General features: G+C 72.5%; 24 protein-coding genes. 10 read left to right on the plus strand and 14 right to left on the minus strand.

The window, feature by feature from the left end; genetic code table 11:
* Nucleotides 1-59: 59 nt before the first annotated feature.
* The gene (locus tag AC1DUE_RS06835; protein ID WP_477038649.1) at nt 60-224 is read right to left on the minus strand and encodes a hypothetical protein; all 165 of its coding nucleotides are present in this window, start codon (nt 222-224) and stop codon (nt 60-62) included.
* Between the two features lie 94 nt (nt 225-318).
* On the opposite strand from AC1DUE_RS06835, the gene AC1DUE_RS06840 reads away from it, so the two are divergent.
* On the plus strand, nt 319-1,275 hold the full coding sequence (locus AC1DUE_RS06840; protein ID WP_477038650.1) for a GlxA family transcriptional regulator: 957 nt from the start codon (nt 319-321) through the stop codon (nt 1,273-1,275).
* Nucleotides 1,276-1,328: 53 nt separating this feature from the next.
* On the opposite strand, the gene AC1DUE_RS06845 is transcribed toward AC1DUE_RS06840, so the two are convergent.
* From AC1DUE_RS06845 to AC1DUE_RS06855, 3 genes are all read right to left on the minus strand, one after another.
* Nucleotides 1,329-5,150 (minus strand): multifunctional oxoglutarate decarboxylase/oxoglutarate dehydrogenase thiamine pyrophosphate-binding subunit/dihydrolipoyllysine-residue succinyltransferase subunit, encoded by a 3,822-nt coding sequence (locus AC1DUE_RS06845; protein WP_477038651.1) that lies wholly within the window; start codon nt 5,148-5,150, stop codon nt 1,329-1,331.
* A gap of 258 nt (nt 5,151-5,408) precedes the next feature.
* Nucleotides 5,409-6,479 (minus strand): HAMP domain-containing sensor histidine kinase, encoded by a 1,071-nt coding sequence (locus AC1DUE_RS06850; RefSeq protein ID WP_477038652.1) that lies wholly within the window; start codon nt 6,477-6,479, stop codon nt 5,409-5,411.
* Nucleotides 6,476-7,267: a response regulator transcription factor gene (locus AC1DUE_RS06855; protein ID WP_477038653.1), complete on the minus strand. Its 792-nt coding sequence runs from the start codon at nt 7,265-7,267 to the stop codon at nt 6,476-6,478. The genes AC1DUE_RS06850 and AC1DUE_RS06855 overlap by 4 nt, the downstream gene beginning before the upstream one ends.
* A 235-nt stretch (nt 7,268-7,502) precedes the next feature.
* Here AC1DUE_RS06855 and AC1DUE_RS06860 point away from each other — a divergent pair, with 235 nt between their 5' ends.
* From AC1DUE_RS06860 to AC1DUE_RS06870, 3 genes are all read left to right on the plus strand, one after another.
* Nucleotides 7,503-8,825: a hemolysin family protein gene (locus AC1DUE_RS06860; RefSeq protein ID WP_477038654.1), complete on the plus strand. Its 1,323-nt coding sequence runs from the start codon at nt 7,503-7,505 to the stop codon at nt 8,823-8,825.
* Nucleotides 8,822-9,865 carry a hemolysin family protein gene (locus tag AC1DUE_RS06865; RefSeq protein ID WP_477038655.1) on the plus strand — a complete coding sequence of 348 codons (1,044 nt, stop codon included), beginning with the start codon at nt 8,822-8,824 and terminating at the stop codon, nt 9,863-9,865. Before AC1DUE_RS06860 ends, AC1DUE_RS06865 begins: the two co-directional genes overlap by 4 nt.
* A 177-nt stretch (nt 9,866-10,042) precedes the next feature.
* On the plus strand, nt 10,043-11,884 hold the full coding sequence (locus AC1DUE_RS06870; RefSeq protein ID WP_477038656.1) for a M15 family metallopeptidase: 1,842 nt from the start codon (nt 10,043-10,045) through the stop codon (nt 11,882-11,884).
* Between the two features lie 35 nt (nt 11,885-11,919).
* Here AC1DUE_RS06870 and AC1DUE_RS06875 read toward each other — a convergent pair whose 3' ends face one another.
* Entirely contained in the window at nt 11,920-12,840 is a 921-nt protein-coding gene (locus tag AC1DUE_RS06875) for an aldose 1-epimerase family protein (protein WP_477038657.1), read from the minus strand.
* A gap of 181 nt (nt 12,841-13,021) precedes the next feature.
* Between AC1DUE_RS06875 and AC1DUE_RS06880 the strand changes: the two genes are divergently transcribed.
* The 3 genes from AC1DUE_RS06880 to AC1DUE_RS06890 are packed head-to-tail and all read left to right on the plus strand — an operon-like array spanning nt 13,022 to nt 16,043.
* Nucleotides 13,022-14,248: a CpaF family protein gene (locus tag AC1DUE_RS06880; protein WP_477038658.1), complete on the plus strand. Its 1,227-nt coding sequence runs from the start codon at nt 13,022-13,024 to the stop codon at nt 14,246-14,248.
* Nucleotides 14,248-15,114, plus strand: coding sequence for a type II secretion system F family protein (locus tag AC1DUE_RS06885; RefSeq protein ID WP_477038659.1), 867 nt, complete (start codon nt 14,248-14,250; stop codon nt 15,112-15,114). Before AC1DUE_RS06880 ends, AC1DUE_RS06885 begins: the two co-directional genes overlap by 1 nt.
* The gene (locus AC1DUE_RS06890) at nt 15,111-16,043 is read left to right on the plus strand and encodes a type II secretion system F family protein (RefSeq protein WP_477038660.1); all 933 of its coding nucleotides are present in this window, start codon (nt 15,111-15,113) and stop codon (nt 16,041-16,043) included. The genes AC1DUE_RS06885 and AC1DUE_RS06890 overlap by 4 nt, the downstream gene beginning before the upstream one ends.
* Nucleotides 16,044-16,326: 283 nt before the next feature.
* Here the strand turns inward: AC1DUE_RS06890 and AC1DUE_RS06895 are convergent, their stop codons facing one another.
* Complete coding sequence (locus tag AC1DUE_RS06895; RefSeq protein ID WP_477038661.1) at nt 16,327-16,899, minus strand: hypothetical protein; 573 nt, start codon at nt 16,897-16,899, stop codon at nt 16,327-16,329.
* 329 nt (nt 16,900-17,228) lie between these two features.
* Between AC1DUE_RS06895 and AC1DUE_RS06900 the strand changes: the two genes are divergently transcribed.
* Nucleotides 17,229-17,519 (plus strand): hypothetical protein, encoded by a 291-nt coding sequence (locus AC1DUE_RS06900; protein ID WP_477038662.1) that lies wholly within the window; start codon nt 17,229-17,231, stop codon nt 17,517-17,519.
* Nucleotides 17,520-17,528: 9 nt separating this feature from the next.
* On the opposite strand, the gene AC1DUE_RS06905 is transcribed toward AC1DUE_RS06900, so the two are convergent.
* The 3 genes from AC1DUE_RS06905 to AC1DUE_RS06915 are packed head-to-tail and all read right to left on the minus strand — an operon-like array spanning nt 17,529 to nt 19,250.
* Nucleotides 17,529-18,464 carry a hypothetical protein gene (locus AC1DUE_RS06905; protein ID WP_477038663.1) on the minus strand — a complete coding sequence of 312 codons (936 nt, stop codon included), beginning with the start codon at nt 18,462-18,464 and terminating at the stop codon, nt 17,529-17,531.
* Nucleotides 18,461-18,847: a hypothetical protein gene (locus AC1DUE_RS06910; protein ID WP_477038664.1), complete on the minus strand. Its 387-nt coding sequence runs from the start codon at nt 18,845-18,847 to the stop codon at nt 18,461-18,463. Before AC1DUE_RS06910 ends, AC1DUE_RS06905 begins: the two co-directional genes overlap by 4 nt.
* A 13-nt stretch (nt 18,848-18,860) precedes the next feature.
* Nucleotides 18,861-19,250, minus strand: a complete 390-nt coding sequence (locus AC1DUE_RS06915; protein ID WP_477038665.1) for a hypothetical protein — start codon at nt 19,248-19,250, stop codon at nt 18,861-18,863.
* A 235-nt stretch (nt 19,251-19,485) separates the two neighbouring features.
* Here AC1DUE_RS06915 and AC1DUE_RS06920 point away from each other — a divergent pair, with 235 nt between their 5' ends.
* Together AC1DUE_RS06920 and AC1DUE_RS06925 are read left to right on the plus strand one after the other, a co-directional pair.
* Nucleotides 19,486-19,725, plus strand: a complete 240-nt coding sequence (locus AC1DUE_RS06920) for a hypothetical protein (RefSeq protein ID WP_477038666.1) — start codon at nt 19,486-19,488, stop codon at nt 19,723-19,725.
* 199 nt (nt 19,726-19,924) lie between these two features.
* Nucleotides 19,925-20,209 (plus strand): hypothetical protein, encoded by a 285-nt coding sequence (locus AC1DUE_RS06925; RefSeq protein WP_477038667.1) that lies wholly within the window; start codon nt 19,925-19,927, stop codon nt 20,207-20,209.
* A gap of 120 nt (nt 20,210-20,329) precedes the next feature.
* Here the strand turns inward: AC1DUE_RS06925 and AC1DUE_RS06930 are convergent, their stop codons facing one another.
* From AC1DUE_RS06930 to AC1DUE_RS06950, 5 genes are all read right to left on the minus strand, one after another.
* Nucleotides 20,330-21,139 (minus strand): hypothetical protein, encoded by an 810-nt coding sequence (locus tag AC1DUE_RS06930; protein WP_477038668.1) that lies wholly within the window; start codon nt 21,137-21,139, stop codon nt 20,330-20,332.
* 260 nt (nt 21,140-21,399) lie between these two features.
* Nucleotides 21,400-21,585, minus strand: coding sequence for a hypothetical protein (locus tag AC1DUE_RS06935; RefSeq protein ID WP_477038669.1), 186 nt, complete (start codon nt 21,583-21,585; stop codon nt 21,400-21,402).
* Nucleotides 21,582-21,845, minus strand: coding sequence for a hypothetical protein (locus tag AC1DUE_RS06940; RefSeq protein ID WP_477038670.1), 264 nt, complete (start codon nt 21,843-21,845; stop codon nt 21,582-21,584). The genes AC1DUE_RS06935 and AC1DUE_RS06940 overlap by 4 nt, the downstream gene beginning before the upstream one ends.
* Before the next feature lie 246 nt (nt 21,846-22,091).
* Entirely contained in the window at nt 22,092-22,298 is a 207-nt protein-coding gene (locus AC1DUE_RS06945; RefSeq protein WP_477038671.1) for a hypothetical protein, read from the minus strand.
* On the minus strand, nt 22,298-23,698 hold the full coding sequence (locus AC1DUE_RS06950; protein WP_477038672.1) for a recombinase family protein: 1,401 nt from the start codon (nt 23,696-23,698) through the stop codon (nt 22,298-22,300). The genes AC1DUE_RS06945 and AC1DUE_RS06950 overlap by 1 nt, the downstream gene beginning before the upstream one ends.
* Nucleotides 23,699-23,845 lie beyond the last annotated feature (147 nt).

Consider the following 23,845-nt stretch of genomic DNA (forward strand, 5'->3'; position numbering starts at 1 on the left):
CCCCCTGCTACGGGCGCCGTCGCGGCGGCCGGGCGCCGTCGACGGTCGAGGCGACCGGGTCAGCCTGCGGTGCGGAACGGGTGGCTCGGGAGGTCCGTCGACCAGTCGGTGTGGGACGACGGCGGCGGGGTGGTGCCGAGGCCGTCGTGACGGAGGGCGACGACGAGGCGGGCGACCAGGACGGCCGCGACGGTGAGTGCGAGGACGATCCAGAAAGTGGTCATGGCAGAAAGTCTGCGCCCAGGCACATCGCGCCACGAGTGGCAGAAGTGCCGTAGACCGTTGACTTTCTGCCACGCGGCTCAGCATGCTGGGGACATGCTCCGATCCGTCGCCGCCATCGCCCTGCCCAACGTCGCACCGTTCGAGCTGGGCGTCGCCTGCGAGGTGTTCGGCATCGACCGTCGCGACACCGGCGGACCGGTCTTCGACTTCGTCGTCTGCGCCAACGAGCCCGGCATCATCCCCTCGAAGGGCAACGGCTACTCGATCGTCGTCGAGCACGGCCTGGAGGCCACGCAGGACGTCGACCTGGTCATCGTCCCGGCGTACGGCGACGTCGGACCCGTGCCGGAACCGGTGCTCGAGGCGCTGCGTGCGGCCCACGCGCGCGGCGCCTGGGTGCTGAGCATCTGCAGCGGCTCCTACGCGCTCGGCGAGGCCGGTCTGCTCGACGGGCGCCGCTGCACCACGCACTGGATGCACGCGAGCGGCCTGGCCCAGCGGTTCCCGGAGGCCCGCGTCGACCCGACCGTGCTCTACGTCGACGACGACCGCGTCATCACCAGCGCCGGCACGGCCGCCGGCATCGACGCGTGCCTGCACCTCGTGCGCCGCGAGCTCGGCGCCGCGATGGCCTCGGCGGTCGCCCGCCGGATGGTCGTCCCGCCGCACCGCGACGGCGGCCAGGCGCAGTTCGTCGACACCCCGCTGCCGTGCGACGCCGACACGCTCGCGCCGCTGCTCGCCTGGATGATGGACAACCTCGAGACCGACCTCACCGTGCCCGACCTGGCCGCCCGGGCGTTCGTCTCCGAGCGCACGTTCGCCCGCCGGTTCCGCGCGGAGACCGGTACGACGCCGGCCGCGTGGGTCACCCGGCAGCGCGTCGTGCGCGCGCAGGAGATGCTCGAGCGGTCCGACGCGAGCATCGAGGAGATCGCCCGGCTGTGCGGCTTCGGCACCGCGGCGGTGCTGCGGCACCACTTCGCCCGCACCCTGGGCACGAGCCCGCAGGCCTACCGGCGCACGTTCGCGCTGAGCCCGGTCGGCTGAGGCCCGCACGACGAAGGCCGCACCCCGAGGGGCGCGGCCTTCGTCGCAGGGCGTCAGCGCTGGAAGGCGGTCTCCACCAGGGAGGCCTGCTGCGCCTGGTGCTTCTTGGCGGACCCGATGGCCGGCGACGCGGACTCGGGGCGCGAGACGACCCGCAGCGTGCGGCCGAGCAGCTGCGGCAGGTGCATGGACAGGAACGTCCACGGCCCCTGGTTGCGCGGCTCGTCCTGCACCCAGAGCAGCTCGGCGCCGTCGAACGGTGCGATCGCCGCACGGGCGGCGTCGCCGTCGAGCGGGTAGAGCTGCTCGACCCGGACGATCGCCGTGCGCTCGTCGCCGGACTTCACGCGCTCGGCGAGCAGGTCCCAGTAGACCTTGCCCGAGCAGAGCAGCACGCGGTCGACCTGCCCGGCCTTCGCGGCGGCGAGGTCGTCGCCGATGACCGTCCGGAACGTCCCCGTGGTGAAGTCCTCGATCGCCGACGACGCGGCCTTGAGGCGCAGCATCGACTTGGGGGTGAACACCACCAGCGGCTTGCGGGGGCGGTCGTACGCCTGGCGGCGCAGCAGGTGGAAGTGCGACGCGGGCGTCGACGGCTGCGCGATCACCATGTTGTCCTCGGCCGCGAGCTGCAGGAACCGCTCGATACGGGCCGACGAGTGGTCGGGCCCCTGGCCCTCGTAGCCGTGCGGCAGGAGCAGGACGACCGACGAGCTCTGCGCCCACTTCTGCTCGGCCGCCGAGATGAACTCGTCGATGATCGTCTGGGCGCCGTTGACGAAGTCGCCGAACTGGGCCTCCCAGAGGACCAGCGCGTCGGGACGCTCGACCGAGTAGCCGTACTCGAAGCCGAGGCAGGCGTACTCGGACAGGGACGAGTCGTAGACCCAGAACTTGGCCTGGTCGGCCGAGAGGTAGAGCAGCGGCGTCCACTCGGCGCCCGTCTCGCGGTCGTGCATGACGGCGTGGCGCTGGACGAAGGTGCCGCGGCGCGAGTCCTGCCCGGCGAGCCGGACGGGCGTGCCCTCGACGAGGAGCGAGCCGAACGCGAGCAGCTCGCCGTAGCCCCAGTCGATGCCACCCTCGCGGGTCATCTGCTCGCGCTTGGCCAGCAGCTGCGCCAGCTTCGGGTGGACCGTGAAGCCCTCCGGCGGACGCACGTGCGCCCGGCCGATCTTCTCGAGCGTGCCGGCGTCGACGGCGGTCTTCCAGCCGACCATCACGCCAGCGTCCTCGAGCTGCGACTCCGGCCGCTCCAGACCCCTGACCGCCTCGGCGGGCGGGGCGTAGCCGTCGTCGCGGGTCTCGGCGAACACGCGCTCCAGCTGGTTCTGGTAGTCCTGCAGCGCCTGCTCGGCGTCGGAGATCGTGAGGTCCCCGCGCGCCACCAGCGTCTCGGTGTACAGCTTGCGCACCGACCGCTTCGCCTCGATCAGGTTGTACATGAGCGGCTGCGTCATCGAGGGGTCGTCGCCCTCGTTGTGACCGCGGCGGCGGTAGCAGACCATGTCGATGATGACATCGCGGTCGAACTGCTCGCGGTACTCGAACGCGAGCTCGGCCACGCGCACGCACGCCTCGGGGTCGTCGCCGTTCACGTGGAAGATCGGCACCTGCAGGCCCTTGGCCACGTCGGTCGCGTACTGCGAGGAGCGCGACGACGACGGACCGGTGGTGAAGCCGACCTGGTTGTTGATGATCACGTGGATGGTGCCGCCGGTGCGGTAGCCGCGCAGCTGCGCCAGGTTGAGCGTCTCGAACACGACGCCCTGGCCCGCGAAGGCCGCGTCGCCGTGGATGAGGATCGGCAGCACGGAGAAGCCGTCGCCGCCCAGGTCGATGCGGTCCTGCTTGGCGCGGACGATGCCCTCGAGCACCGGGTTCACGGCCTCGAGGTGCGACGGGTTCGCGGCCAGGTAGACCGAGGTCGTCGCGCCGGACTCGGCGGTGAACGTGCCCTCCGTGCCCAGGTGGTACTTCACGTCGCCCGAGCCCTGGACCGACTTGGGGTCCTGGTTGCCCTCGAACTCGCGGAAGATCTGCGCGTAGGACTTGCCGGCGATGTTGGCCAGCACGTTGAGCCGCCCGCGGTGGGCCATGCCGATGCCGACCTCGTCGAGACCGTTGTCGGCCGCCTTGGACAGGATCGCGTCGAGCAGGGCGATGACGGACTCGCCGCCCTCGAGGGAGAAGCGCTTCTGGCCGACGTACTTGGTCTGCAGGAACGTCTCGAACGCCTCGGCGGCGTTGAGGCGGCGCAGGATCCGCAGCTGGTCCTCACGCGGGGTGCGCGTGTACCCCGACTCCAGGCGCTCCTGCAGCCAGCGGCGCTGACGCGGGTCCTGCAGGTGCATGTACTCGCTGCCCACCGTCCGGCAGTAGGAGTCGCGCAGCAGGCCGAGCACCTCGCGGAGCTTGGCGCGGGGCTTGCCGCCGAAGCCTCCGACCGGGAACGTGCGGTCCAGGTCCCAGAGCGTCAGGCCGTGCGTCTGCACGTCCAGGTCCGGGTGCTTGCGCTGGCGGTAGGCCAGCGGGTCGGTGTCGGCCATGAGGTGGCCGCGCGAGCGGTAGGAGTGGATCAGCTCGGCGATGCGGGCGGGCTTGATGGCCTCCGCGTCGGGGTCGGCCGACTCGCGGACCCAGCGCACCGGCTCGTACGGCACGCGCAGGGCGGCGAACACGCGGTCGTAGAACCCGTCCTCGCCGAGCAGCTTGCGGCCGATGATCCGCAGGAAGTCGCCCGACTGCGCGCCCTGGATGATCCGGTGGTCGTACGTCGAGGTGAGCGTCAGCACCTTGGAGACGCCCATCTTGTTCAGCGCCTCCTCGGAGGTGCCCGCGAACTCCGCCGGGTAGTCCATGGCGCCGACGCCGACGATCGTGCCCTGGCCCTGCATCAGGCGGGGGACCGAGTGGACGGTGCCGATGGTGCCGGGGTTGGTCAGCGAGATCGTCGTGCCCGCGAAGTCGTCGACCGTCAGCTTGTTGCCGCGCGCACGGCGCACGACGTCCTCGTACGCGGTCCAGAAACCGGCGAAGTCGAGGGTCTCGCACTTCTTGATCGACGGGACGAGCAGCTGGCGCGTGCCGTCCGGCTTCGCCAGGTCGATCGCGATGCCGACGTTGACGTGCGCCGGCGTCAGGATGCTCGGCTTCTCGTCGGCCAGGATGTAGGACGCGTTCATCGCCGGCATCTCAGCCAGCGCCTCGACCATCGCGAACCCGATGAGGTGTGTGAAGGAGATCTTGCCGCCGCGCCCGCGAGCGAGGTGGTTGTTGATGACGATGCGGTTGTCGACCATCAGCTTGGCGGGCACGGCCCGCACGGAGGTGGCCGTCGGGACCTCGAGCGAGGCCTCCATGTTGGTGACGACGCGAGCGGCCGGGCCGCGCAGCTTCCGGATGTCGTCGGTGGCCTCGTCGGCCGCGTCCTCGTGCGGGGCGCGCTGGGCGACCTGCGCGTACGGCGCGGTCGAAGGCTGGGCGGTCGCGATCGGGGACGTCGTCGTGGGCGGCTCGACGAAGGTGGGTGCGGGGGCGACGTGCGCGCCCTGGGCCCGCACCGGCGGCGGGATCTGCGCGGGGGCGACGAGCGGCGTCGCCTTGGTGGTCGCGGGAGCCACGGCGGGGACAGCTGTGCCGTTGGTCGGAGGCGGTGCGCTCGTCGTGGTCGCCGCCGTGCCGTTCGAGCCGGACGAGGTGGTGGCCGCGCCGTTCGTGGTGGACTCCTCGGGCTTGTAGCCCTCGAAGAAGTCCCACCACGCGGGGTCCACCGCGTTCTTGTCCTTGAGGTACTGCTCGTACAGCTCGTCCACGAGCCACTCGTTCGCACCGAAGACGGCGCGCGCCGAGTCGGGATCGGCCTTCTGGGTCACGCTGGGATCGCCCACTTCCGCTGCGGTCCGAGACCGCGTCGCTGCTGGTTCTGTTGATGACAACACTACGGCCTGGACGCCTCCCGACCTGCCTCAGGACGCCTCATCGGACGGGATCCGCGCGTGTCTTCACCTTGCCGACACAGCCGGGTCAACGCGGGGCAACGGGGCAGTTCGGCGGACCTCAAGGCGAGGTTGTCGGCGGCCCTGCGAGGTCATGGTTGTGCACGATCGTGCGAAGGGGGTGAACCGGGCGATTCACCCCTGCTTGGCGGGCAGCGTGACGCGCATGATGCAGCCGACGTCGGAGTCCGCGACCTCGATGCGGCCGCCGTGCAGGTCGACCGCCCAGCGGACGATCGCGAGGCCCAGCCCGGTGCCCCCGGTAGACCCCTGGCCCGTAAGCGCGGGGCTGTTCCCGCGCACGAACCGCTCGAACACGTGCGCCCGCTGGTCGCGCGCGATGCCGGGCCCGTGGTCGACGACGTCGATCCGCACGTCACCGCCGACGACCGACGCCTCCAGGCGGACCTCGTCGTCGTCGGGGGAGTGCCGGACCGCGTTGTGCAACAGGTTGGCGATCACCTGGTGCAGCCGGTCGGGGTCGGCCGGCACCGTGAGGTCCTCGGGCACGACGACCACCGGGAACCGGAGGCGCTTGGCGGCGCCCACGAGCATCGCGCCCTCGGCGGCCTCCTCCAGGAAGTCGCTCAGGCGCAGGTCGCTGATCTCGAGGTTGACGTCGCCGGCCTCGAGGCGCGAGAGGTCGAGCAGGTACGTCACGAGCCGGCCCAGCCGCTCGGTCTGCGCGAGCGCGGCCTGCATGGTCACGGGGTCGGGCTCGCTGACCCCGTCGACGATGTTCTCCAGCTGGGCCTGCAGCGCGGTCACCGGCGTGCGCAGCTCGTGCGAGACGTTCGCGACGAGCTCGCGGCGGAACGTGTCCGCCTGCTCGAGGTCGTCGGCCATCGTGTTGAAGGCGCTGGCCAGCTGGCCGACCTCGTCGAGGCTCGTGGCCTGGACCCGCTGGCTGTAGTCGCCGGACGCCATCCGCCGCGCGGCGGACGTCATCTCTCGCAGCGGGGAGGTCATGCCGCGGGCCAGGACCTGGGTCACGACGAGGGACCCGATGATCGCGATCGGCAGCGTGCGCGTGGGACCGAGGTGGAAGTACGTCAGACCGATCCAGGTGATGAAGGCCGCGGCGACCACCGTGGCCGCCACCAGGATCCCGAGCTTGATCTTGATCGAGCGGAAGCGGTCGAGCGGTCGCACGTCCGGGATCCGCGGGCGGGCGAGCTCGCCACGGACGTGCCGGGGTGCGTTCACGCGCCCTGGGTCGCCGGGCCGTCGGAGACCGGGTCGCCGGATCCCTGCTCGATGGGCTCGAACGCGTAGCCCACGCCGTGCACCGTGCGGATCAGGTCGGGACCGAGCTTGCGACGCAGGGCCTTGATGTGCGAGTCGACCGTGCGGGTCCCGCTGGCGTCCACCCAGTCCCACACCTCGGCGAGAAGGCGCTCGCGCGTCAGGACGGTGCGCGGGGAGGCCGCCAGGGCGAGCAGGAGGTCGAACTCGGTCGGCGTCAGGTGGACCTCGGTGTCACCGCGCGTCACGCGGCGCTGCGCGCGGTCCACGGTGACGTCCCCGAACACCAGCGGCGGGTCGGGCTGCTCGGCGGCGGCCATCTCGACGGCGCGCGCGGCCCGCTCGGTGCGGCGCAGCAGAGCCTTGGTGCGCGCGACGAGCTCGCGCATGGAGAACGGCTTCGTCATGTAGTCGTCGGCGCCGACGCCCAGGCCGATCAGCATGTCGGTCTCGTCGTCGCGCGCCGTGAGCATAAGCACCGGGACGGGCCGCTCGGCCTGGATCCGCCGGCACACCTCGAGCCCGTCGATCCCGGGCAGCATCACGTCGAGCACCACCACGTCGGGGCGCAGCCGGCTCGCGGCCGCCACCCCCGCCAGCCCGTCGCCCGCAGACTCGACCGACCAGCCCTCCGCGGAGAGCCGGTGCACGATCGCCTGCGCGATCGCCGGCTCGTCCTCCACGACGAGGACGGTCGTGGAGCCGCCGGCTCCGGGTGCCGACGTCGGCCCACCGTTCACGTTCGCCATGCCGTCAGCGTGGCACACGGTGCGAGGAATGACGCTGCCACCTCGCCGTCAGACCCTGCGCCGCGACCGCGGGCCCCCGTATGATGTGGCGCACCATGAGCAGCTCAAGTAGCTGCCGGCGTCCCCATCGGTTCAGACCCGACGGAGGCAGTGCCGGCCACATCCAGTTCCTTCTTCGTGTTCCCTCCCACGCCGACCTGCGGGTCGGCGTCGCTCTTCGACCGAAGGCGACCGAGTGATCGCCGAGTGGCTCCTCGTCGCGCTGGGCGTCGTGCTCACGCTCGGTACGGCTGTGTTCGTCGCCAGTGAGTTCTCCCTGGTCACGCTCGACCCGGGCGTCGTCGAGAAGCAGACGTCGCCCGACGACCGCCGCAGCCAGTCCGTCCTCAAGGCGCTGCGGCGCCTGTCCACCGAGCTCTCGGGCGCCCAGGTCGGCATCACGCTGACCACCGTCCTGCTCGGCTACACCACCCAGCCCGCCGTCGTCCGGCTGCTGCGGATCCCCCTGGAGGACTCCGCGCTCGGACAGGTGGTGGGCGGCGTCGTCGCGGCGCTGATCGCGATCGTGCTGGTCAACGGCTTCTCGATGGTCGTCGGCGAGCTGATCCCCAAGAACCTCGCCATCAGCCGGCCGCTGGGCACCGCGCGCGCGGTCGCGCCGTTGCAGCGGGCGTTCACCACTGCGCTGCGGCCGCTGATCACCTTCTTCAACGGCAGCGCCAACGCCCTGCTGCGCCGCGTCGGCGTCGAGCCGCGCGAGGAGCTGTCCGGGGGCAGGTCGCCGCAGGAGCTCGCCGCCCTGGTCCGGCGCTCCGCGGAGGTCGGCACGCTCGACGAGTCGACCGCGACGCTGCTGACCAACTCCATCGACTTCACCGAGCTCACCGCGGTCGACGTGATGACCGACCGGCTGCGGCTGGTCGTCGTCGGTCGGGGCGACTCGGCCGCCGACGTGATCGCGCTGGCCCGCCAGACCGGCCACTCGCGCTTCCCGGTGATCGGCGACGACAGTGACGACATCGTCGGCCTGGTCCACCTGCGACGCGCGATCGGCGTGCCGTACGAGCGTCGTGCCGACGTGCCCGCGGGCGCGCTCATGGTCGAGGCGCCGCAGGTCCCGGAGACGGTGCACCTCGGCCCGCTGCTGGTGGGGCTGCGCGAGCAGGGCCTGCAGATGGCCGTCGTCGTCGACGAGTACGGCGGCACCTCGGGGGTCGTGACGCTCGAGGACGTCATCGAGGAGCTGGTCGGGGAGGTGTCCGACGAGCACGACCGACGCCGTGCGCCGGCCGCCCGCACCGAGGACGGCTCCTGGCTGCTGCCGGGCGTCCTGCGTCCCGACGAGCTCGCGGAGACCACCGGGCTGGAGGTCCCCTCGGACGGGCCGTACGAGACGCTCGGCGGGCTGCTGATGTTCGAGCTCGGCCGGATCCCCGTCGAGGGTGACGAGATCACCGTCGACCGGGTCCGGCTCCGGGTCGACGCGATGGACGGGCGCCGCGTCGAGCGGGTCGCCGTGTCCGAGGTCGCCGTGCCCGACGAGGAGGCCGACCGATGAGCGCGGGTCTCGCCTTCTCGCTCGCGGTCCTGCTGCTGGCCGCCAACGCGTTCTTCGTCGGCGCCGAGTTCGCGATCATCTCCGCGCGACGCTCGTCGATCGAGCCGCTCGCCCGTGCGGGTGACCGTCGGGCTGCCACCGTGCTGTGGGCGATGGAGCACGTGTCGCTCATGCTCGCGTGCGCCCAGCTCGGCATCACGGTCTGCTCGACGAGCCTCGGCGTGGTCGCCGAGCCGGCGATCGCGCACCTCATCGCTGACCCGCTCGAGTCGTGGGGCGTGAGCGAGCAGATGACGCACGTCATCGCGTTCGTCGTCGCGCTCGCGATCGTCGTCTACCTGCACGTGGTGCTCGGCGAGATGGTGCCCAAGAACCTCGCGGTCGCTGGCCCGGACCGTGCCGTGCTCATGTTCGGCCCGCCGCTGGTGTGGGTCGCCCGCCTGGTCCGGCCCGTGATCTCGGTGCTCAACTGGATCGCCAACCACACCCTGCGCGCGTTCGGCGTCGAGCCCAAGGACGAGGTCGCGTCCGCGTTCACCGCCCAGGAGGTGCACTCGATCGTCGAGCGGTCGCAGGCGGAGGGCCTTCTCGACGACGAGCAGGGTCTGCTCACGGGTGCGATCGAGTTCTCCGTCAAGACCGCCGCCGACGTGATGATCGCGCCCGACGAGCTGGTCACCGTCGGCGCCGGGAGCACGCCCGAGGACATCGAGCGCCTCGTCGCCAAGACCGGGTTCAGCCGGTTCCCGGTGCTCGACGACGCCGGCGTGCCCACCGGCTACCTGCACCTCAAGGACGTCCTGTACGCCGAGGCGGCCGACCGGTCCGAGCCCGTACCCGGGTGGCGTGTCCGGCGGCTGGCCGTGGTCGGTCCGGAGGATGAAGTCGAGGAGGCACTGGCCGCGATGCAGCGCTCCGGATCGCACCTCGCTCGGGTCGACTCCGAGGGTTCGACGGTGGGTGTCGTGTTCCTGGAGGACATCCTCGAGGAGCTCGTCGGAGAGGTCCGCGACGCCATGCAGCGGGAGCAGATGTCCTGATCGCGGGCATTTTCTGGCGTGTCGCGCAGCGTGTTGTCCGGGATTGTCCCGATCTCTGGACTGGACACCCGTCCAGGGACTTGGATGCCTCGCTCTCACCCGTTATGGTTTCGTGACCGCGGTCGCACTCACATTCTCGCGACACGGACAGACAACGCACGGTGGACGGGAGGTGTCGTGGGATCGCACAGCGTCGAGCCTGAATCCGCTCCGCTGACGCGCCGCCGCCTCCGAGAGGTCGAGCGCACCACAGATCCCACGCCCGAGGTCTCCGCCGCCTCCGGCCCGCGGACCGACCCGCACTCTCCGGTCTCCGTGCGCAGCGGCCCGACGCCGGCCGTCGCTCCCCGTACGCCCGCCCCGACGTCCCCGCGCAGCATCGCGGCCGGTCCGGACTCGACCTCCGCCTCCGGTGCCCGCGGCGTGCAGAACCCGCCCGCGCAGGTCACGCGGTACGTCTCGCGTCCGTCGGCCGAGCCCGCCGTCGCGACGACGGTGCGCCCGATGCTCTCCCAGCCGTCGCCCGTCGTGCAGGCGCCTCCTGCCGCGTCGCCCCAGCCCGCCGCGTCGGACGGTCCGGCGACGCCGCCGACCGGACGGCGTGCCGCCCGCGCCGCTGCCGCACCCTCGACCGAGGCCGACGCCCTCGCTCCGGTCACCACGTCGGCCCCCGTGTCGACCGCCGGCTCCCGTCGTGCGGCACGCGCCAGCACCCCCGCCGACGACTCGTCGGCGCCGGTGCGTCGTGCGCGGCCCCGGGCCCAGTCCTCCGTCGCGATCCCGGTCCTGCCGGACCGCGTGACGCCGACGACCGTGAGCGCTCCCGCGCGACCGCAGAGCGTCCTGGTGACGCAGCCCGCGGACGTCACGCAGGTCCTGCGGGCGACGCCGGCCGTGGACGCCACACAGACGATCGACGTCGTCCCCGCCGACCTCCTTCCGGGCCCGCACGCCCCGCTTCCGGCCCCGCACGTCTCGCTTCCATCCCCGCACGTCTCGCCGAACTCGGGCTCGGTGCCCGCCACGGACCCGGCTCCGGTCGCGGACCGGGCGCCCGCCACCGACTCGGCTCCCACCGCCGTCGTCGCGACGAAGCCCGAGGCGGCTGCGATCGTCGCGACGGACCCTGCGCCGCACCGGCCGAGCCGCGTGGTGCGGACCGCCAGCCCCGCCGAGGAGACCGCGATCGTCCCGGCGATCCTGGCGACCGAGCAGGAACCGTGGGAGCTCGCGGACACGGGCGAGGTCGCCACGACCCAGGCGCCCGAGGCGGCCCCTCACACGGTCACCCGCCGGTCGGGACGCTCGACCCGCGTGGCCGCGCGGCTGGGTGTGCTCAGCGTCCTCGCGGGCATCACGGTGATCATCCCCGTGAGCCAAGGCCTCGTTCCCGCACCCGTCGCCTTCGGGTCGGACGCGCTCGCGGACTCCACGCTGCCCAGCACGGTCACGGCGCTCGCCGGTTCACAGCTCTCCGACCTGCCGCCCGCGTCGCTGGTCTCGGCCGACGGGGCCCTCGCGAGCCGCGAGGTGACCGGTGCCAGCCGCAACGACATCCGCTCCAGCCTCCCGGGCTGCGAGGGCTCGGTGCGCGAGGCGGGTCAGAACGGCCTTCTCAAGGAGGCCGACCTCTGCACGCTCTGGGACAACCACACCCAGCTGCGCGCTGACGCCGCCGTCTCGCTCGCCGACTTCAACCAGGCGTTCGCGGCGCGGTTCGGGGCCGACCTGTGCCTCAGCTCCGGCTACCGGACGCTCGCCGAGCAGCGCGCGGTCAAGGCCCAGAAGGGCGGCCTCGCGGCGGCCCCGGGCAAGAGCAACCACGGCTGGGGCCTGGCCGTCGACCTCTGCCAGGACCAGACGTCCGGCGCCAAGTGGGCCTGGCTCAACGAGAACGGTCCGGCCTACGGCTGGGCCAACCCCGAGTGGGCGCAGCCCGGTGGCAGCGGCCCGCACGAGCGTTGGCACTGGGAGTACGTCAAGGGCGTCCAGGCCGACGGCGAGTACTACGACGGCTGACGGCCCGCTGCGCTGCGGACCGCCGCGCCTCGTCGTCAGAGGAGCTGGAGACCCCAGGTGAGCTCGCGGCTCTCGCCGGGCGCCAGCTCGATGAGGTTGTCGCCCGTGCGGAACGCGTCCGCGATGCAGGTCATCGGCTCCACGGCCACCCCGCGACGCTTGATCGCCGCGACGAAGTCTCCCGTGCACACCTGCCACGCCTGGAAGCTCGCGTCGGCCCACATCGCCACGGTGCGCCCGTCGGAGCCGCCGAAGCGGACCCAGGTGAGCGCGTCCTCGTCGCGGATCGGCTCCAGCCACGCGTCGTCGAGCGCGATCCCGCGCAGGTTCGTCTCGGCGCGCAGGTCGAAGCGACCCGTGAGGGCCTCGGTGCCGGTGGGCAGGAGCCGCGTGTCGACCGTGACGTGCCGCGCGGCGTCGACCTGCAGCGTCGCCTCGTCGACCGTGCCCTCGCCGGGGGAGAGCCACGGGTGGAAGCCGAGCCCGAACGGGGCGGTCGACGAGCCCAGGTTGGTCACGTCGGTGCGCACGGTCAGGCCGGCATCGGTGAGGCTGAACGTCACGACGAGGCGCACGGGCCACGGGTAGCCGTGCGTCGGCACCACGACGTGCTCGAGCGTCACCGAGTCGACGCTCTCGTCGAGGGTCGTGAACGTCGTGTAGGAGACGAACCCGTGCAGCGCGGTCTGCCGGTCGTGCTCGTTGAGCGGCACGTCGTAGTTGACGCCCTCGAACCGGTACAGGCCGTCGCGCAGGCGGTTCGGCCACGGCGCGAGCACAGTTCCGGAGAACGCCGGCGCCATCGCGTCCTCGGGATACGGCAGGACGACATCTCGTCCGCCGACCGTGTACTCGCGCAGGCTGGCACCGACGGCGGCCACGACGGCTCGCTGGTCACCGAGCTCGAGGATGTGCTGGCGACCAGTCGGCAAGGGGGTGGTCAGGTTCGAAGTCACCGGTCCACGCTAGTCCGCCCGGGCCTCGATCGGGGCAAGGTCCGCTCCCGGACGGGTGAACGGGTCTGGTCTGTGGACAACGGGCTGCGCGATGCGTGTCGCTTCCCCTATCGTTCCGCGGACACGTATTCGGACAATGACGGATGAATCGGGCACAGTGACTGGGGTCGAGGGGCGCACCGTGGACAGTGTGGCGATCCTTGAGACCGAGGTCCGGGAGCTGATCCGGCGCCGAGGGATGGACCCGGTCCGGGACCGGCCGGGGGTCGTGGCGCTGGTGGCGGACGTGATCGCCGACTACGACGAGCGGTCCGTGGTCGGTGCCGTGCCGCCGCTGATCGACCCTGCCGCGGCGCACAAGGCGGTGCTCGACGCGGTGGCCGGGCTGGGTCCGCTGCAGCGCTACCTCGACGATCCCGAGGTCGAGGAGATCTGGATCAACAGCCCCACCGAGGTCTTCGTCGCGCGGCGCGGGGAGCCCGAGCTCACCACGACGATCCTCACGGACGGGCAGGTGCGGGACCTGGTCGAGCAGATGCTCAAGGTCAGCGGTCGCCGGCTCGACCTCAGCAGCCCGTTCGTGGATGCGTCGCTGCCCGGCGGTGAGCGCCTGCACGCGGTGATCCCGGACGTCACGCGGCGGCACTGGTCGGTGAACATCCGCAAGTACGTGGTGCGCGCGACGAACCTCGACGACCTCGTCGCGCTGGGGTCGGTCACGCCGCACGCGGCCGCGTTCCTGCACGCAGCGGTCCGGGCAGGCCTGAACGTGCTGGTCTCGGGGGCGACGCAGGCGGGCAAGACGACGATGCTCAACGCGCTGGCCGGGGCGATCCCCGCGCGCGAGCGGATCATCACGTGCGAGGAGGTGTTCGAGCTGCGGCTCGTCGCCCGCGACTGGGTCGCCATGCAGTGTCGCCAGCCGAGCCTCGAGGGCACGGGCGAGATCCCACTGCGTCGGCTGGTCAAGGAGGCGCTGCGCATGCGGCCCAGCCGGCTGCTGGTCGGCGAGGTGCGCGAGGCCGAGGCGCTCGACCTGCTGATCGCCCTGAACGCGGGCGTGCCGGCGATGGCCACGATCCACGCCAACTCCGCGCGCGAGGCGCTGACCAAGCTCTGCACCCTTCCGCTGCTGGCGGGCGAGAACATCTCCGACCGGTTCGTCGTCCCGACGGTCGCGTCGGCGGTCGACCTCGTCGTGCACCTCGACATCGACGCGATCGGGCGGCGCGTGCTGCGCGAGGTCGTCGCGGTGCCCGGCCGGGTCGAGCAGGGGATCGTCGAGACGGCCGACATCTTCGCGACGCGCAACGGGCACCTGGTCCGCGGCGACGGGTTCCCGCCGCACGCCGAGCGGTTCGTCCGCACCGGCACCGACCTCGCGGCGCTGCTGCGCGGGCGCGGCTGATGGGCGTCGTCGTCGGGCTCCTGCTGGGTGCGGGCGTGGCGTGCGTCTGGTGGTCGTTCTGGGCGCAGCAGGCCGGTTCCGGGTCCGGACGCGGCCGCGACGGCTGGTACGCGCGGACCCAGGACATGCTCGTGCAGGCCGGCGTGACCGGTGCCACGCCCGGCGGGCTCGTCGCTGCGTGCGCGCTCGTCGGCCTGCTCGTCCTCGTCGCGGCGCTCGCACTCACGCGCACCCCGACGATCGCCGTCTGCTTCGCCGCGTTCGCGGCCGCCGGGCCGTGGGCACTGGTGCGCGGTCGCGCCCGGCGACGCCGCGCCCGGCTGCGACAGCTGTGGCCCGAGGTCGTCGATCACCTCGGCTCCGGCATCCGCGCCGGGCTCGCGCTGCCCGAGGCTGTCGCCCAGATCGGGGAGCGCGGCCCGGTCGAGCTGCGGCCGGCGTTCGCGGCCTTCGCGGAGGACTACCGCGCGACCGGGCGGTTCGGCGACTGCCTCGATGCCCTCAAGGCACGGCTCGCCGACCCCGTCGCGGACCGGATCATCGAGGCACTGCGGCTGACGCGGGACGTCGGCGGCACGGACCTGGGCAAGCTCCTGCGGACCCTGGCCAGCTTCCTGCGCGAGGACGTCCGCACCCGTGGCGAGCTGGAGGCGCGGCAGAGCTGGACCGTCAACGCCGCCCGGCTGGCCGTCGCCGCGCCGTGGATCGTGCTCGCGCTGCTGTCCACCCGCCCGGAGGCGGCCGCCGCCTACAACACGCCCGCCGGCTTCGCGGTCCTGCTCGGCGGTGCCGCGTGCACCGTCGTCGCCTATCTGCTCATGCTGCGGATCGCCCGGCTCCCCGACGACCCGCGGGTCCTGCGATGAGCCCGGTGCTGCAGGGCGCGCTGATCGGGCTCCTCGGCGGGCTCGGTCTGCTGCTCGTGCTCGTGCGGCTGCGCACGCGGCGCGTGAGCCTGGACGACCGGCTGGCGCCGTACCTGCGACCGCAGCGGACCTCGTCGGGGCTCCTGCGCTCGCCGACCGTCCGCGGGCCGTTCGCGACGATCGAGCGGCTCGTCGCGCCGCTGATGTCCGACGCCGTCCGGCTGGTGACCCGGCTCGGCTCGCCGACCGCCGAGCTGCGTCGACGACTCGTGCGCGCGGGCCGCTCCGAGTCCGTCGAGCAGTTCCGGGCCGGGCAGGTGGTCTGGGGTGTCCTGTCGCTCGCGGCCGGGCTGGCCCTGGCGCTCGTGGTCGCGACGACGCGCGGCGGGAGCCCGGTCGTGCTCGTCCTCCTGGTCGCGCTGTGCGGGCTGTCCGGCGTCCTGGTCCGCGACTGGTTGCTCTCGCGCGAGATCAGGGCACGCGAGTCCCGGATGATGGCCGAGCTGCCGACGGTCGCGGAGCTGCTGGCGCTCGCGGTCGGCGCGGGCGAGGGCGCGACCGGGGCGCTGGAGCGGGTCGTGCGCACCACCCGCGGGGAGCTGACCGGCGAGCTGGCGCAGACGCTCGCGGACGCCCGCGCCGGGATGCCCCTCACGATCGCGCTCGACGGGCTCGCGGACCGCACCGGCCTGACCGCCCTCGCACGGTTCGCGGAGGGCGTCGCCGTGGCGGTGGAACGGGGTACGCCGCTGGCCGACGTCCTGCGAGCGCAGGCGCAGGACGTGCGCGAGGAGGGGCGCCGCGAGCTGATGGAGACGGGCGGCCGGAAGGAGGTCGCGATGATGATTCCGGTGGTGTTCCTGCTGTTGCCGATCACCGTCGTCTTCGCCGTCTTCCCGAGCATGGTGGTGCTGCGGGTCGGCCTGTGAGCCGCTCGCACCGAGACATCCGCACGGAAGGGCCGGCGCGGACAGGAACCGACGAGAGGAACGCGGATGAGGACCATCGCAGGGGGCTGGCGGCATCGCGTCGTGGGGACGCTGCTGCAGCGGGTCGGGGACGACGACCGCGAGCGTGGGGACGTGCCGGGCTGGGTGCTGGTGACGCTGATGACGGCCGGGCTACTGACCGTATCGCTACGAGACTCACAGGTACGTCACCCCACGTCAGCCGCGTGAACTGACCGCGAGTCCGTGACGTGCCAGCCACGTCTCAGCGGCGGGATGCCGCGGTTGCGGGACCGCCCGCTCCAAGATCGGCGCGCAGGGCCACCAGAGCCGCGCTCAGCGCTGCGTCCGCCCTGTCGAACGCCTGGTCCCGCTCCTCGTCGTCTGCGTCGTCGATTGGGCCGAGCCTCTTGCGAAACGCCCACTCGAAGGTGGAGACGGCGTCGACCGCTCGGCCCACCACCTCGCGCACACCGTCGGGCGCGAGGAGGTCGAACTCGCCCAGCGTCTCCTCGATCTCCGCCCACTCGGCCTGGACCTGCGCCAGCCGCTCCGGCTCGGCGGGATCCGCGCGGCCGATCAGCGTCCGTGAGGCGCTGAGGCGCGCGAGGGCACGGCTCTGCGCGGTCAGCGCGCCGAGCACCTTCGCGTAGATCAGCCGCTTCTCGGCCAGCCACCGTCGGTCCAGGTCGTCGTCCCGCGCGCGATCCTCACGTGCTTTCGCGTCGGCGCGGTCCTGAGCGTTGCGCGCGTTCATGTCGCGGCGGTTCACGATGAACTGGGCGACGGCCGCGATGCCGAACGCCCACGCAGCCAACGTCCCTGCCTCTATCGCCATGCTCGGACCGTAGCGGCGCAGGTCAGCGCGGCGGGGGCACCTCGCCGCTCAGCGCTGCATCCGTGCTGAGACGGATTGAAACGGCAAAGCGGACGGCAGCCCCTGGCCGGTCCCACAGGCGTGGCACACTTCGGCCCGAGCCGTTTCAGATACCGATGCAGGAGTGCCCCCAGATGACCGACGCCAGCCCCGCCGCGAGCAAGCCCTGGTACATGAAGTGGTGGGTCTGGCTCATCGCAGCCGTCCTCGTGATCGGCGCGATTGGCAATGCTCTCGGCGGCGGTGACGACGACTCGACGGCCTCGCCCTCCGCTACCGAGACTGCGGCGGTGGTTGCGACCGAAGAGCCGACCGAGGAGGCCGAGACTCCGAGCCCGGAGCCCACCGAGCCAGCCGAGCCAGCAGCGCCCGCGCGGCACGAGGTTCCGTGGGGCGACTACTCGCCGACCGTGCAGACCGGCATCGACGACCTCACCGCTGCGGGCGACTGCGCCGGGCTCCAGGAGCAGTTCGACATCGCCGACGCCAACAACGAGGCGACGATGACCAGGACCGGCCACAACAACGCCGACCTCATGGCCTACATCGGCGAGTCCCTCGAACTGGCTGGCTGCTCCTAGGAGCCACCGCTACCGCAGCGCGTCGGCCGTGAGGGGACTCAGGTCGAGGTGGTCCCACGGCGTGCCCGAGGGAGCCGGTCGTCCGGGTGCGACGGCCCACGCCACGAGCCCCTCGATCTCCACCGGCGCGTAGCCGTCCGAGGTGAGGCCCACGTGCGCCAGCACGGCCCGCTCCATCGCGGTCCGGCCCACCGAGCCCACCGAGTCCACCGCGTCCGAGCAGAGCGGGCATAGGTAGCCGCTCACGCCGCCGGGGGACCGCCGTCCACCGATGCTGTACGGGTTCACGCCGGTGACCTGCCGCCACACGGCCCAAGCGGGCACGCCGACGGGCTCGACGCTCACCGAGCCCACGCCGCAGAACATGCAACCGCCACGGCCGGACGGCGGCCGGATCTCCCGAGGGTGCAGGGCGTGCACCTGGTCCGCGAGGACGGCCGCGTACCCCTCGCGGGCTGCCGCGACGTCGGAGGAGCCCAGGTGCGCCCAGGGCGAGGGAGTCGTGGCACCGGCCACCGCCCCTCGGGTCCACCCCGGCGCGTACCGGGCCGACCACCGCAGACCGGCACCAGCAGGGGCGAGGTGAGTCACGAGGGCGGGCAGCAGGTCCGGCGCGGGCTCGGCCGTCCGTCCGCTGCCGTCGAGCACGGCTAGCGCCGCGAGGGCGTCCAACGCGCAGCCGACGCGGTGCACGGCGATGGAGGGGGAGCCGATCCGGGCCACCAGCCGCGCGTGCGCGGGGTCGGCCACGAGGGCAGCAGCCCGGCGGCGGCGCTGCGAGCACGTCGCGCACAGAGCCATCGTCACGGTCCCGCCCTGGGCGGGCATGTCCGGGTGCGGCTGCGGCGTCCCCTCACGGCCGAGCACGGAGAGGGTCACCACGTCGGCGGGGTCCGGGTCCGGGCAGGCGATCCCGCAGGAGCCACACGCCAGGACGGCGCTCACCGCGCCACCGCAGCCATCGCTCGGCGCACCCGGCCGCGTCTGATGATCTGGCTCAGAGCAGCCACCTCGCGAGGGCTCAGGTCCGTCACGTCCGGCGTCGGCAGACCACGCGCGCTGGCGGTCAGCGCCGCCGCCGTGCTCGCCGCGCGAGCCCGGTCGGCGATCCACCTCGCGAGGGAGTCCGGGTCGTCGGGCGCGGCCGGCCGTGGCACAGCTGCAGTCGGTGGTCCTCCCGCGAGCAGCACCGTCGGGACCACGGCCGTCGTCTCGGTCCGCGCCGAGGCTCTCGCGGCGAGGGATGCGCGGATGCTCGCGGCGTCCCTCAGAGCGCGGGCTCGTCGGCGGGCGGCCAGTTCGTCAGGTGTCGGCTTGGTGTAGGTCATGCTGCTGCCTCCGTCATCGTCGGTCCCAGCCGTTCGAGGTCGAGCGGTACGCGGACGCGAGGCTGGTCCGGTCCGGGCGAGGGTGCCGGATGACGCGCTCGGCGGAGTGCGCGGCAGCCACCTCCGGGTCGAACAGGAGCCGCCGCGAGCGCTCCAGCCTCCACGCGCACAGGGCCGTGAGGCGCTTGCCGACCACCGTCGACGACTCCAGCAGCCAGCACGGCTCACCTCTCGCCGCGCCGTGCTGCGGGCACGGCACGGACTGGAGCGCGTGCAGCATCCGGCGCGTGAACGCGATGTCGCCGAGCAGGTCGTTGCGGCGGGCTCGCGCCACGGCGATGTCGAGGGGCGCGACCGGGACGGGCGGGCGGTGCTCCCCGGCTGGGCTGCTGGCGATGCCCACCGCCGGAGTCCAGCCGGGGAGCAGATGGAGGGAGCCTCGGTCGATGGGCCGTTCGCGGGCCTCCGGCGGACGGGCGGCGCGTCGTCGTGCGCGGCGGGAGATCGGGGGCGGCGTGGTGGGCATCGGGGGCCTCGGGCATGTGCCGAGCGGGCAACCCGGCGTGTGCCACGATCCTAGGAGGTTTCTGACAGCGAATCGAAATGTGTCACAAAAAGTAGCACCGGAGGTGGACGCGATGACGGACCCGTTCGAGGGCATCTCCTCCCGGGACCGACGCGAGCGCGCCCTGGCGAGGGCTCAGCGGATGTCCGCTGCTGCGGTCGAGCAGTACCGGGCAGAGCAGCGCGCCGACCGCCCTCCCGCCATCGAGCAGCCTGCGCCCGCGTCCGAGCCCACGATCACCGAGGCGGTCGCCACGGGCCCGGCCATCGGGACGCCGGAGTGGGCAGTCGCGGTGCGAGCCCAGCGGCCCTAGCCCGAGAGGTTGCAAGGGGTCGGCCGGTCGCATCGGGTCAACCTCAGCCGGTTCCATAGGTCGACCGGTTCGATAGGTCAGCCGGTGACATGGGTCCACCGGTGGCATGGGGTCCGTCCCGACCTCGTGGCCGGAGCCACACTCGTACTACACTTGCTGACAGATCACCGCGATCTGTCAGCATCACGAAGGAGCACCGATGAGCATCATGGCGACCGACACGACCACCGCTGCCACCTCCAGCCGGACCGGCACCCTCTGGCCCGAGCCCAGCCCGTACACCGCCGAGGCGATGGCCCGCGCTGTCGCCTCCAACGGGGACAACCCGCTGCGCAGTCGCCTCCGCGCGATGTACGAGGCGGACCCCTCCGCGCTCGACCCGGAGTTCGGCGGTGACGTGGACCTCGCCATCGAACTGGAGATCGCCCTCATGCGCCGCCCGCTGGTGTGCTCGCTGCACCGCCACCAGACCAGTCGGGCCTGAGCCTTAGCCCAGCGCGGACCACGGCACGTACTGCGTACCGCGTACCAGGGGGAGGGCCCCCTTTAGGGGGCCCCCTGGTACGGCGGTACGCGGTACGGGACGGGGGTCGCGCGGGCCCAGTCAGGACGGGTCGGCGGCAGCCTTGGCAGGGCCGAGCCACCGACGCGGCGGGTGGCCCTTCGCGATGGTCGGGTCGGCGTGCTCCTCCATCCAGCGCATCATCGGCTGGATCGCGAGGTCCATCGGGACGCCGTGCTCGACGAGCCACGCCCGAGTGCTGGCCGCGTCCCACTCGACCCTCGGCTCCGTCGCCTCCTTCGCAGGCCGCGACCCGGACGTGCCGCCTGGCCGACGCCCCCGCCGCTCTCCCGTCCTCTCGGCCCTGGCCCGGAACGCAGCCCTCGCCTTGTCGTCCAGAGCCGCCACAGCGCCGTACTTCGCGAGCAGGGTGGCGAGGCCGAGCGGGTACGAGTGCTTGGTGCAGGAGTCCTCAGTCACCTGTGGCACACCCTCGCCGACGATCAGAGCCTGCACCGACCACGACCCGTCGTCCTCGATGTGCCCGCACTCCCACCAGACCTTCGCCTGCTCAACCCTGACCCGCAGACCGGCCTCGGTCAGCACCTCGCGGACGACCTGCACGCGCTCGTGGTGGGTCAGCCGAGCAGCCGCCAGGCTGACCGCGCGGGCGGCTCGCTCGTACCGCTGCTGCGCCTCCCGACGGTCCTGCTGGATGGCGTAGAACTTGGCCCATTGGCTGTTCGCCTCGATCGCGCGAGCGACCCGTGCCGCCACGTCGGTCCGCCACTCCCAGCGGGCCAATGCGTCCCCGGCGTCGTGGCAGCAGCAGGCGACCTCGGCCTCGGCGAGCATCCGGTCGGCGTCGACCAGAGTCTCCCGGCCGCCGCTCACCGTCCACGTGATCGTCACCGCGCCCTCGTCCTTGCACCCACCGTCCTTCGGAGGTGCCCACCCGGGCCCGTAACTGACCAGGTTCACCGTCCGCCTCGGACCCCACTCCCCGTCCCCCACCTCCACCCCGTTCGGGTAGCACAGGACGCATCGGACGAAGGTCTGCTCTCCCAGCAAGGTCGTCAACGCCCGGAGTCCCTGGTCAGCAGCGGCCTGCTTCACCAGGTCGGTGACGACGCCCCTCGGCACGGGCCTCATCGCGCGACCTTCCAGCGCGCTCACCGGGTCAGCCCCGCCGCGTCCCAGCGCTTGCGAGGCGTGCGCGGGGTCCGCTTCACGGGCGGCGGCGGCGGGGTCGGCGGCTGCTTCCGCAGGATCGCCGCGAGGGTGTCGGCCTGGTCCTCAGTCAGCGGGGGAGCGGCGGCGACGATGCGGGCGACGGCCTCCGCGACGGCGGCGTTCACGCCTCGACCCTGACGGCGTGGTCGAGCACGCGGACCTCGGCCTTGCCGCCCGCGTAGAGCGGGGAGCGGGGCCCGATCCGGAGTCGCGCACCGGCGTCGGCGGTGACGGCCTCGGCTACCTCATCGAGGTCGAACACGAGTGCGCGGTGACCGGGTGCGCGGTACGCGGCGAACAGGTGCCGGTAGGTGGCGTTGCGGACGGACTTCACGGAGACGTCGAGGAACCGGGCCGTTGCGGCGACGGTGGCATAGCGAGGCATGGGAGCACTCCCGATGGTTCGGAGTGCACGCCCGCTGTTGGTTCGATGACGGGCCGCTGGGACGGTTTCCGGCCTCTCGTGCCGCCTGACGCCCTACGGACTCCCGGACGGCTCCCGTCTGTGGGGGCCATCAGCGCTCGCCTCGTGCAAGTCCCAGATTACCCCGGTATCCAGCTGCTCAGCCGCCCGTTCACGAGTCGAGATGGTGGCCGTGGCCCCGATCTCCGAGGGGTCAGGCGGCCGTTGTCACTCCTCGATCATCGAGTAGAACTCTCCCGGTCCGAGCGGGTGCCGGGCCATGCCCGCGAGGGTGTCGTCCCAGAACTCCCGGACGTCCTCGGGCGGGATCTTGCTGGTCACCGAGAGCGCCTGCTCCAACGTCCCGCCTCGGTACGCCACCGCGAGCACGCGGTTCATGTCGGGCGTGTCCATCGTCTCGTCGTAGTGCTTCATCAGGCGACCTCCTCCACGTCGGCCACGTCGGCGACGGGCTCCCAGTCCACCCGGATGCGCTCGATCTCGCGGCCCTTGTGGCCGCGTCCGAGCGGGTCGATGTAGACGGTCATCCCGAGTTCGACGATCACGCGGCGCTGGTCGACCAGGGGGAGGGCCTCCCACCGCTTCGGCACCGACCGCGAGAGGGCCAGGTCCGTCAGCGGCGACCGCGACCTCAGCACCGCGCGGCGCTTGCGCAGCGATTCGAGCCGGTCGGTCAGCCGCGTCGCCTGGTCACGTGCCGCGCGCCGGTCCAGCAGACCGTCCGCGACCATCGACACGATCGCGTTCCGGCGTCTGGACACGTCGGCGATCTCCTCGTCGAGCGGCGCGATGTCCGGTGCCTCGCGCAGCCGCCGCACCACCAGCGGGTCGGCGAGGCGGTCGAGCACGACTCCCACCACCACCTCGTCGACCGGCTCGGCCGCGATCACGGCGCACCAGTTGTCGTGGCAGGCGTAGGTGATGCGGTCCTTCTCCGGTCGGCCCGTGCGGTCCTTCTCCGGCCGGGCCAGCATCCGTGCCCCGCACCGGCCGCAGACCAGCAGCCCCGAGAGCAGGTGCTTGGTCCGAGTGGACCACCCACCGGGCCGGGCCCGCTCGTCGACCATCACCTCGAAGTCGTGGAACGTCGCCTTGTCGATCAGCGGCTCCCACTCGATCTGCTCGGGCTCGACGCGCCGACCCAGGTAGGCGGACAGGCCCGCGTAGTGCTCGTTGCGGAGCATCCGTCGAACGACGGTCATGGACCACGCCTTGCCCGCGTACGTCGTGATGCCGCGCGCGTTCCAGTCGTTCGCGAGGGCGTAGAACGACTCCCCGGCGAGGTAGCGCCGGTAGCCCTCGCGGATCAGGTCGGCCTCCTCCGGGACGATGACGACCTTGCCGTCGGTTCGCCGGTAGCCGTACGGCCGGTTCGAGAACTGCCACCGGCCGTTGTCGGCCGACTGCTTGTTGGACGACCGCTGCCGCGCGGCCTTCTGCTCGCCCTCGTAGGCGCTCCACGCGGCGATGGTGCGCGCGACGGCGCGGCCTGCGGGCGTGGCGAGGTCGAGGTCCGACGACGCCACGAAGTGCACCGGCAGGTCGAGGGCGATGACGCGCTCCAGGTCGGACGTCAGCCTCAGCAGGCGGTCCTGGTGCCAGGCGACGATCGGCTTGGGGTCGTCGGCGAGATCAGCCAGCATCCGCTCGAAGTCGGGCCGCGTCCGCCCGTTCGTCGCCGAGAAGTCGTTGTCGCGGTAGACGCGATCCACGACCAGCCCGAGGCGCGCGGCGAGCGCGCGGCTCTCCTTCTCCTGCCGCTCGACGGCGGTCCCCTCGCCGGTGCGGTCCTGCGACAGACGGAGGTAGATCACGCACGAATCGGGCCCTCCGAGGTCGAGATCGAAGGGGTCGTGGCGGCGGTTTCGGCGGGCTGTGGGCATACCCCAATTCTAACCCACCTAGTAGTACCGCGGTACTGGTCACCGCGCTCTGGCTCGTCGCGGGGCCGGCGCTCTCCA

The sequence above is a fragment of the Cellulomonas sp. P4_A2 genome, assembly GCF_056402515.1.

Coding starts and splice junctions, on each gene's coding strand:
- AC1DUE_RS06940 (WP_477038670.1), bottom strand. CDS start 21,845: ATGCCTCGCTATGCCACCGTCGCCGCAACGGCCCGGTTCCTCGACGTC.
- AC1DUE_RS06925 (WP_477038667.1), top strand. CDS start 19,925: ATGAGCATCATGGCGACCGACACGACCACCGCTGCCACCTCCAGCCGG.
- AC1DUE_RS06840 (WP_477038650.1), top strand. CDS start 319: ATGCTCCGATCCGTCGCCGCCATCGCCCTGCCCAACGTCGCACCGTTC.
- AC1DUE_RS06945 (WP_477038671.1), bottom strand. CDS start 22,298: ATGAAGCACTACGACGAGACGATGGACACGCCCGACATGAACCGCGTG.
- AC1DUE_RS06890 (WP_477038660.1), top strand. CDS start 15,111: ATGAGCCCGGTGCTGCAGGGCGCGCTGATCGGGCTCCTCGGCGGGCTC.
- AC1DUE_RS06865 (WP_477038655.1), top strand. CDS start 8,822: ATGAGCGCGGGTCTCGCCTTCTCGCTCGCGGTCCTGCTGCTGGCCGCC.
- AC1DUE_RS06895 (WP_477038661.1), bottom strand. CDS start 16,899: ATGGCGATAGAGGCAGGGACGTTGGCTGCGTGGGCGTTCGGCATCGCG.
- AC1DUE_RS06835 (WP_477038649.1), bottom strand. CDS start 224: ATGACCACTTTCTGGATCGTCCTCGCACTCACCGTCGCGGCCGTCCTG.
- AC1DUE_RS06910 (WP_477038664.1), bottom strand. CDS start 18,847: ATGACCTACACCAAGCCGACACCTGACGAACTGGCCGCCCGCCGACGA.
- AC1DUE_RS06920 (WP_477038666.1), top strand. CDS start 19,486: ATGACGGACCCGTTCGAGGGCATCTCCTCCCGGGACCGACGCGAGCGC.
- AC1DUE_RS06885 (WP_477038659.1), top strand. CDS start 14,248: ATGGGCGTCGTCGTCGGGCTCCTGCTGGGTGCGGGCGTGGCGTGCGTC.
- AC1DUE_RS06855 (WP_477038653.1), bottom strand. CDS start 7,267: ATGGCGAACGTGAACGGTGGGCCGACGTCGGCACCCGGAGCCGGCGGC.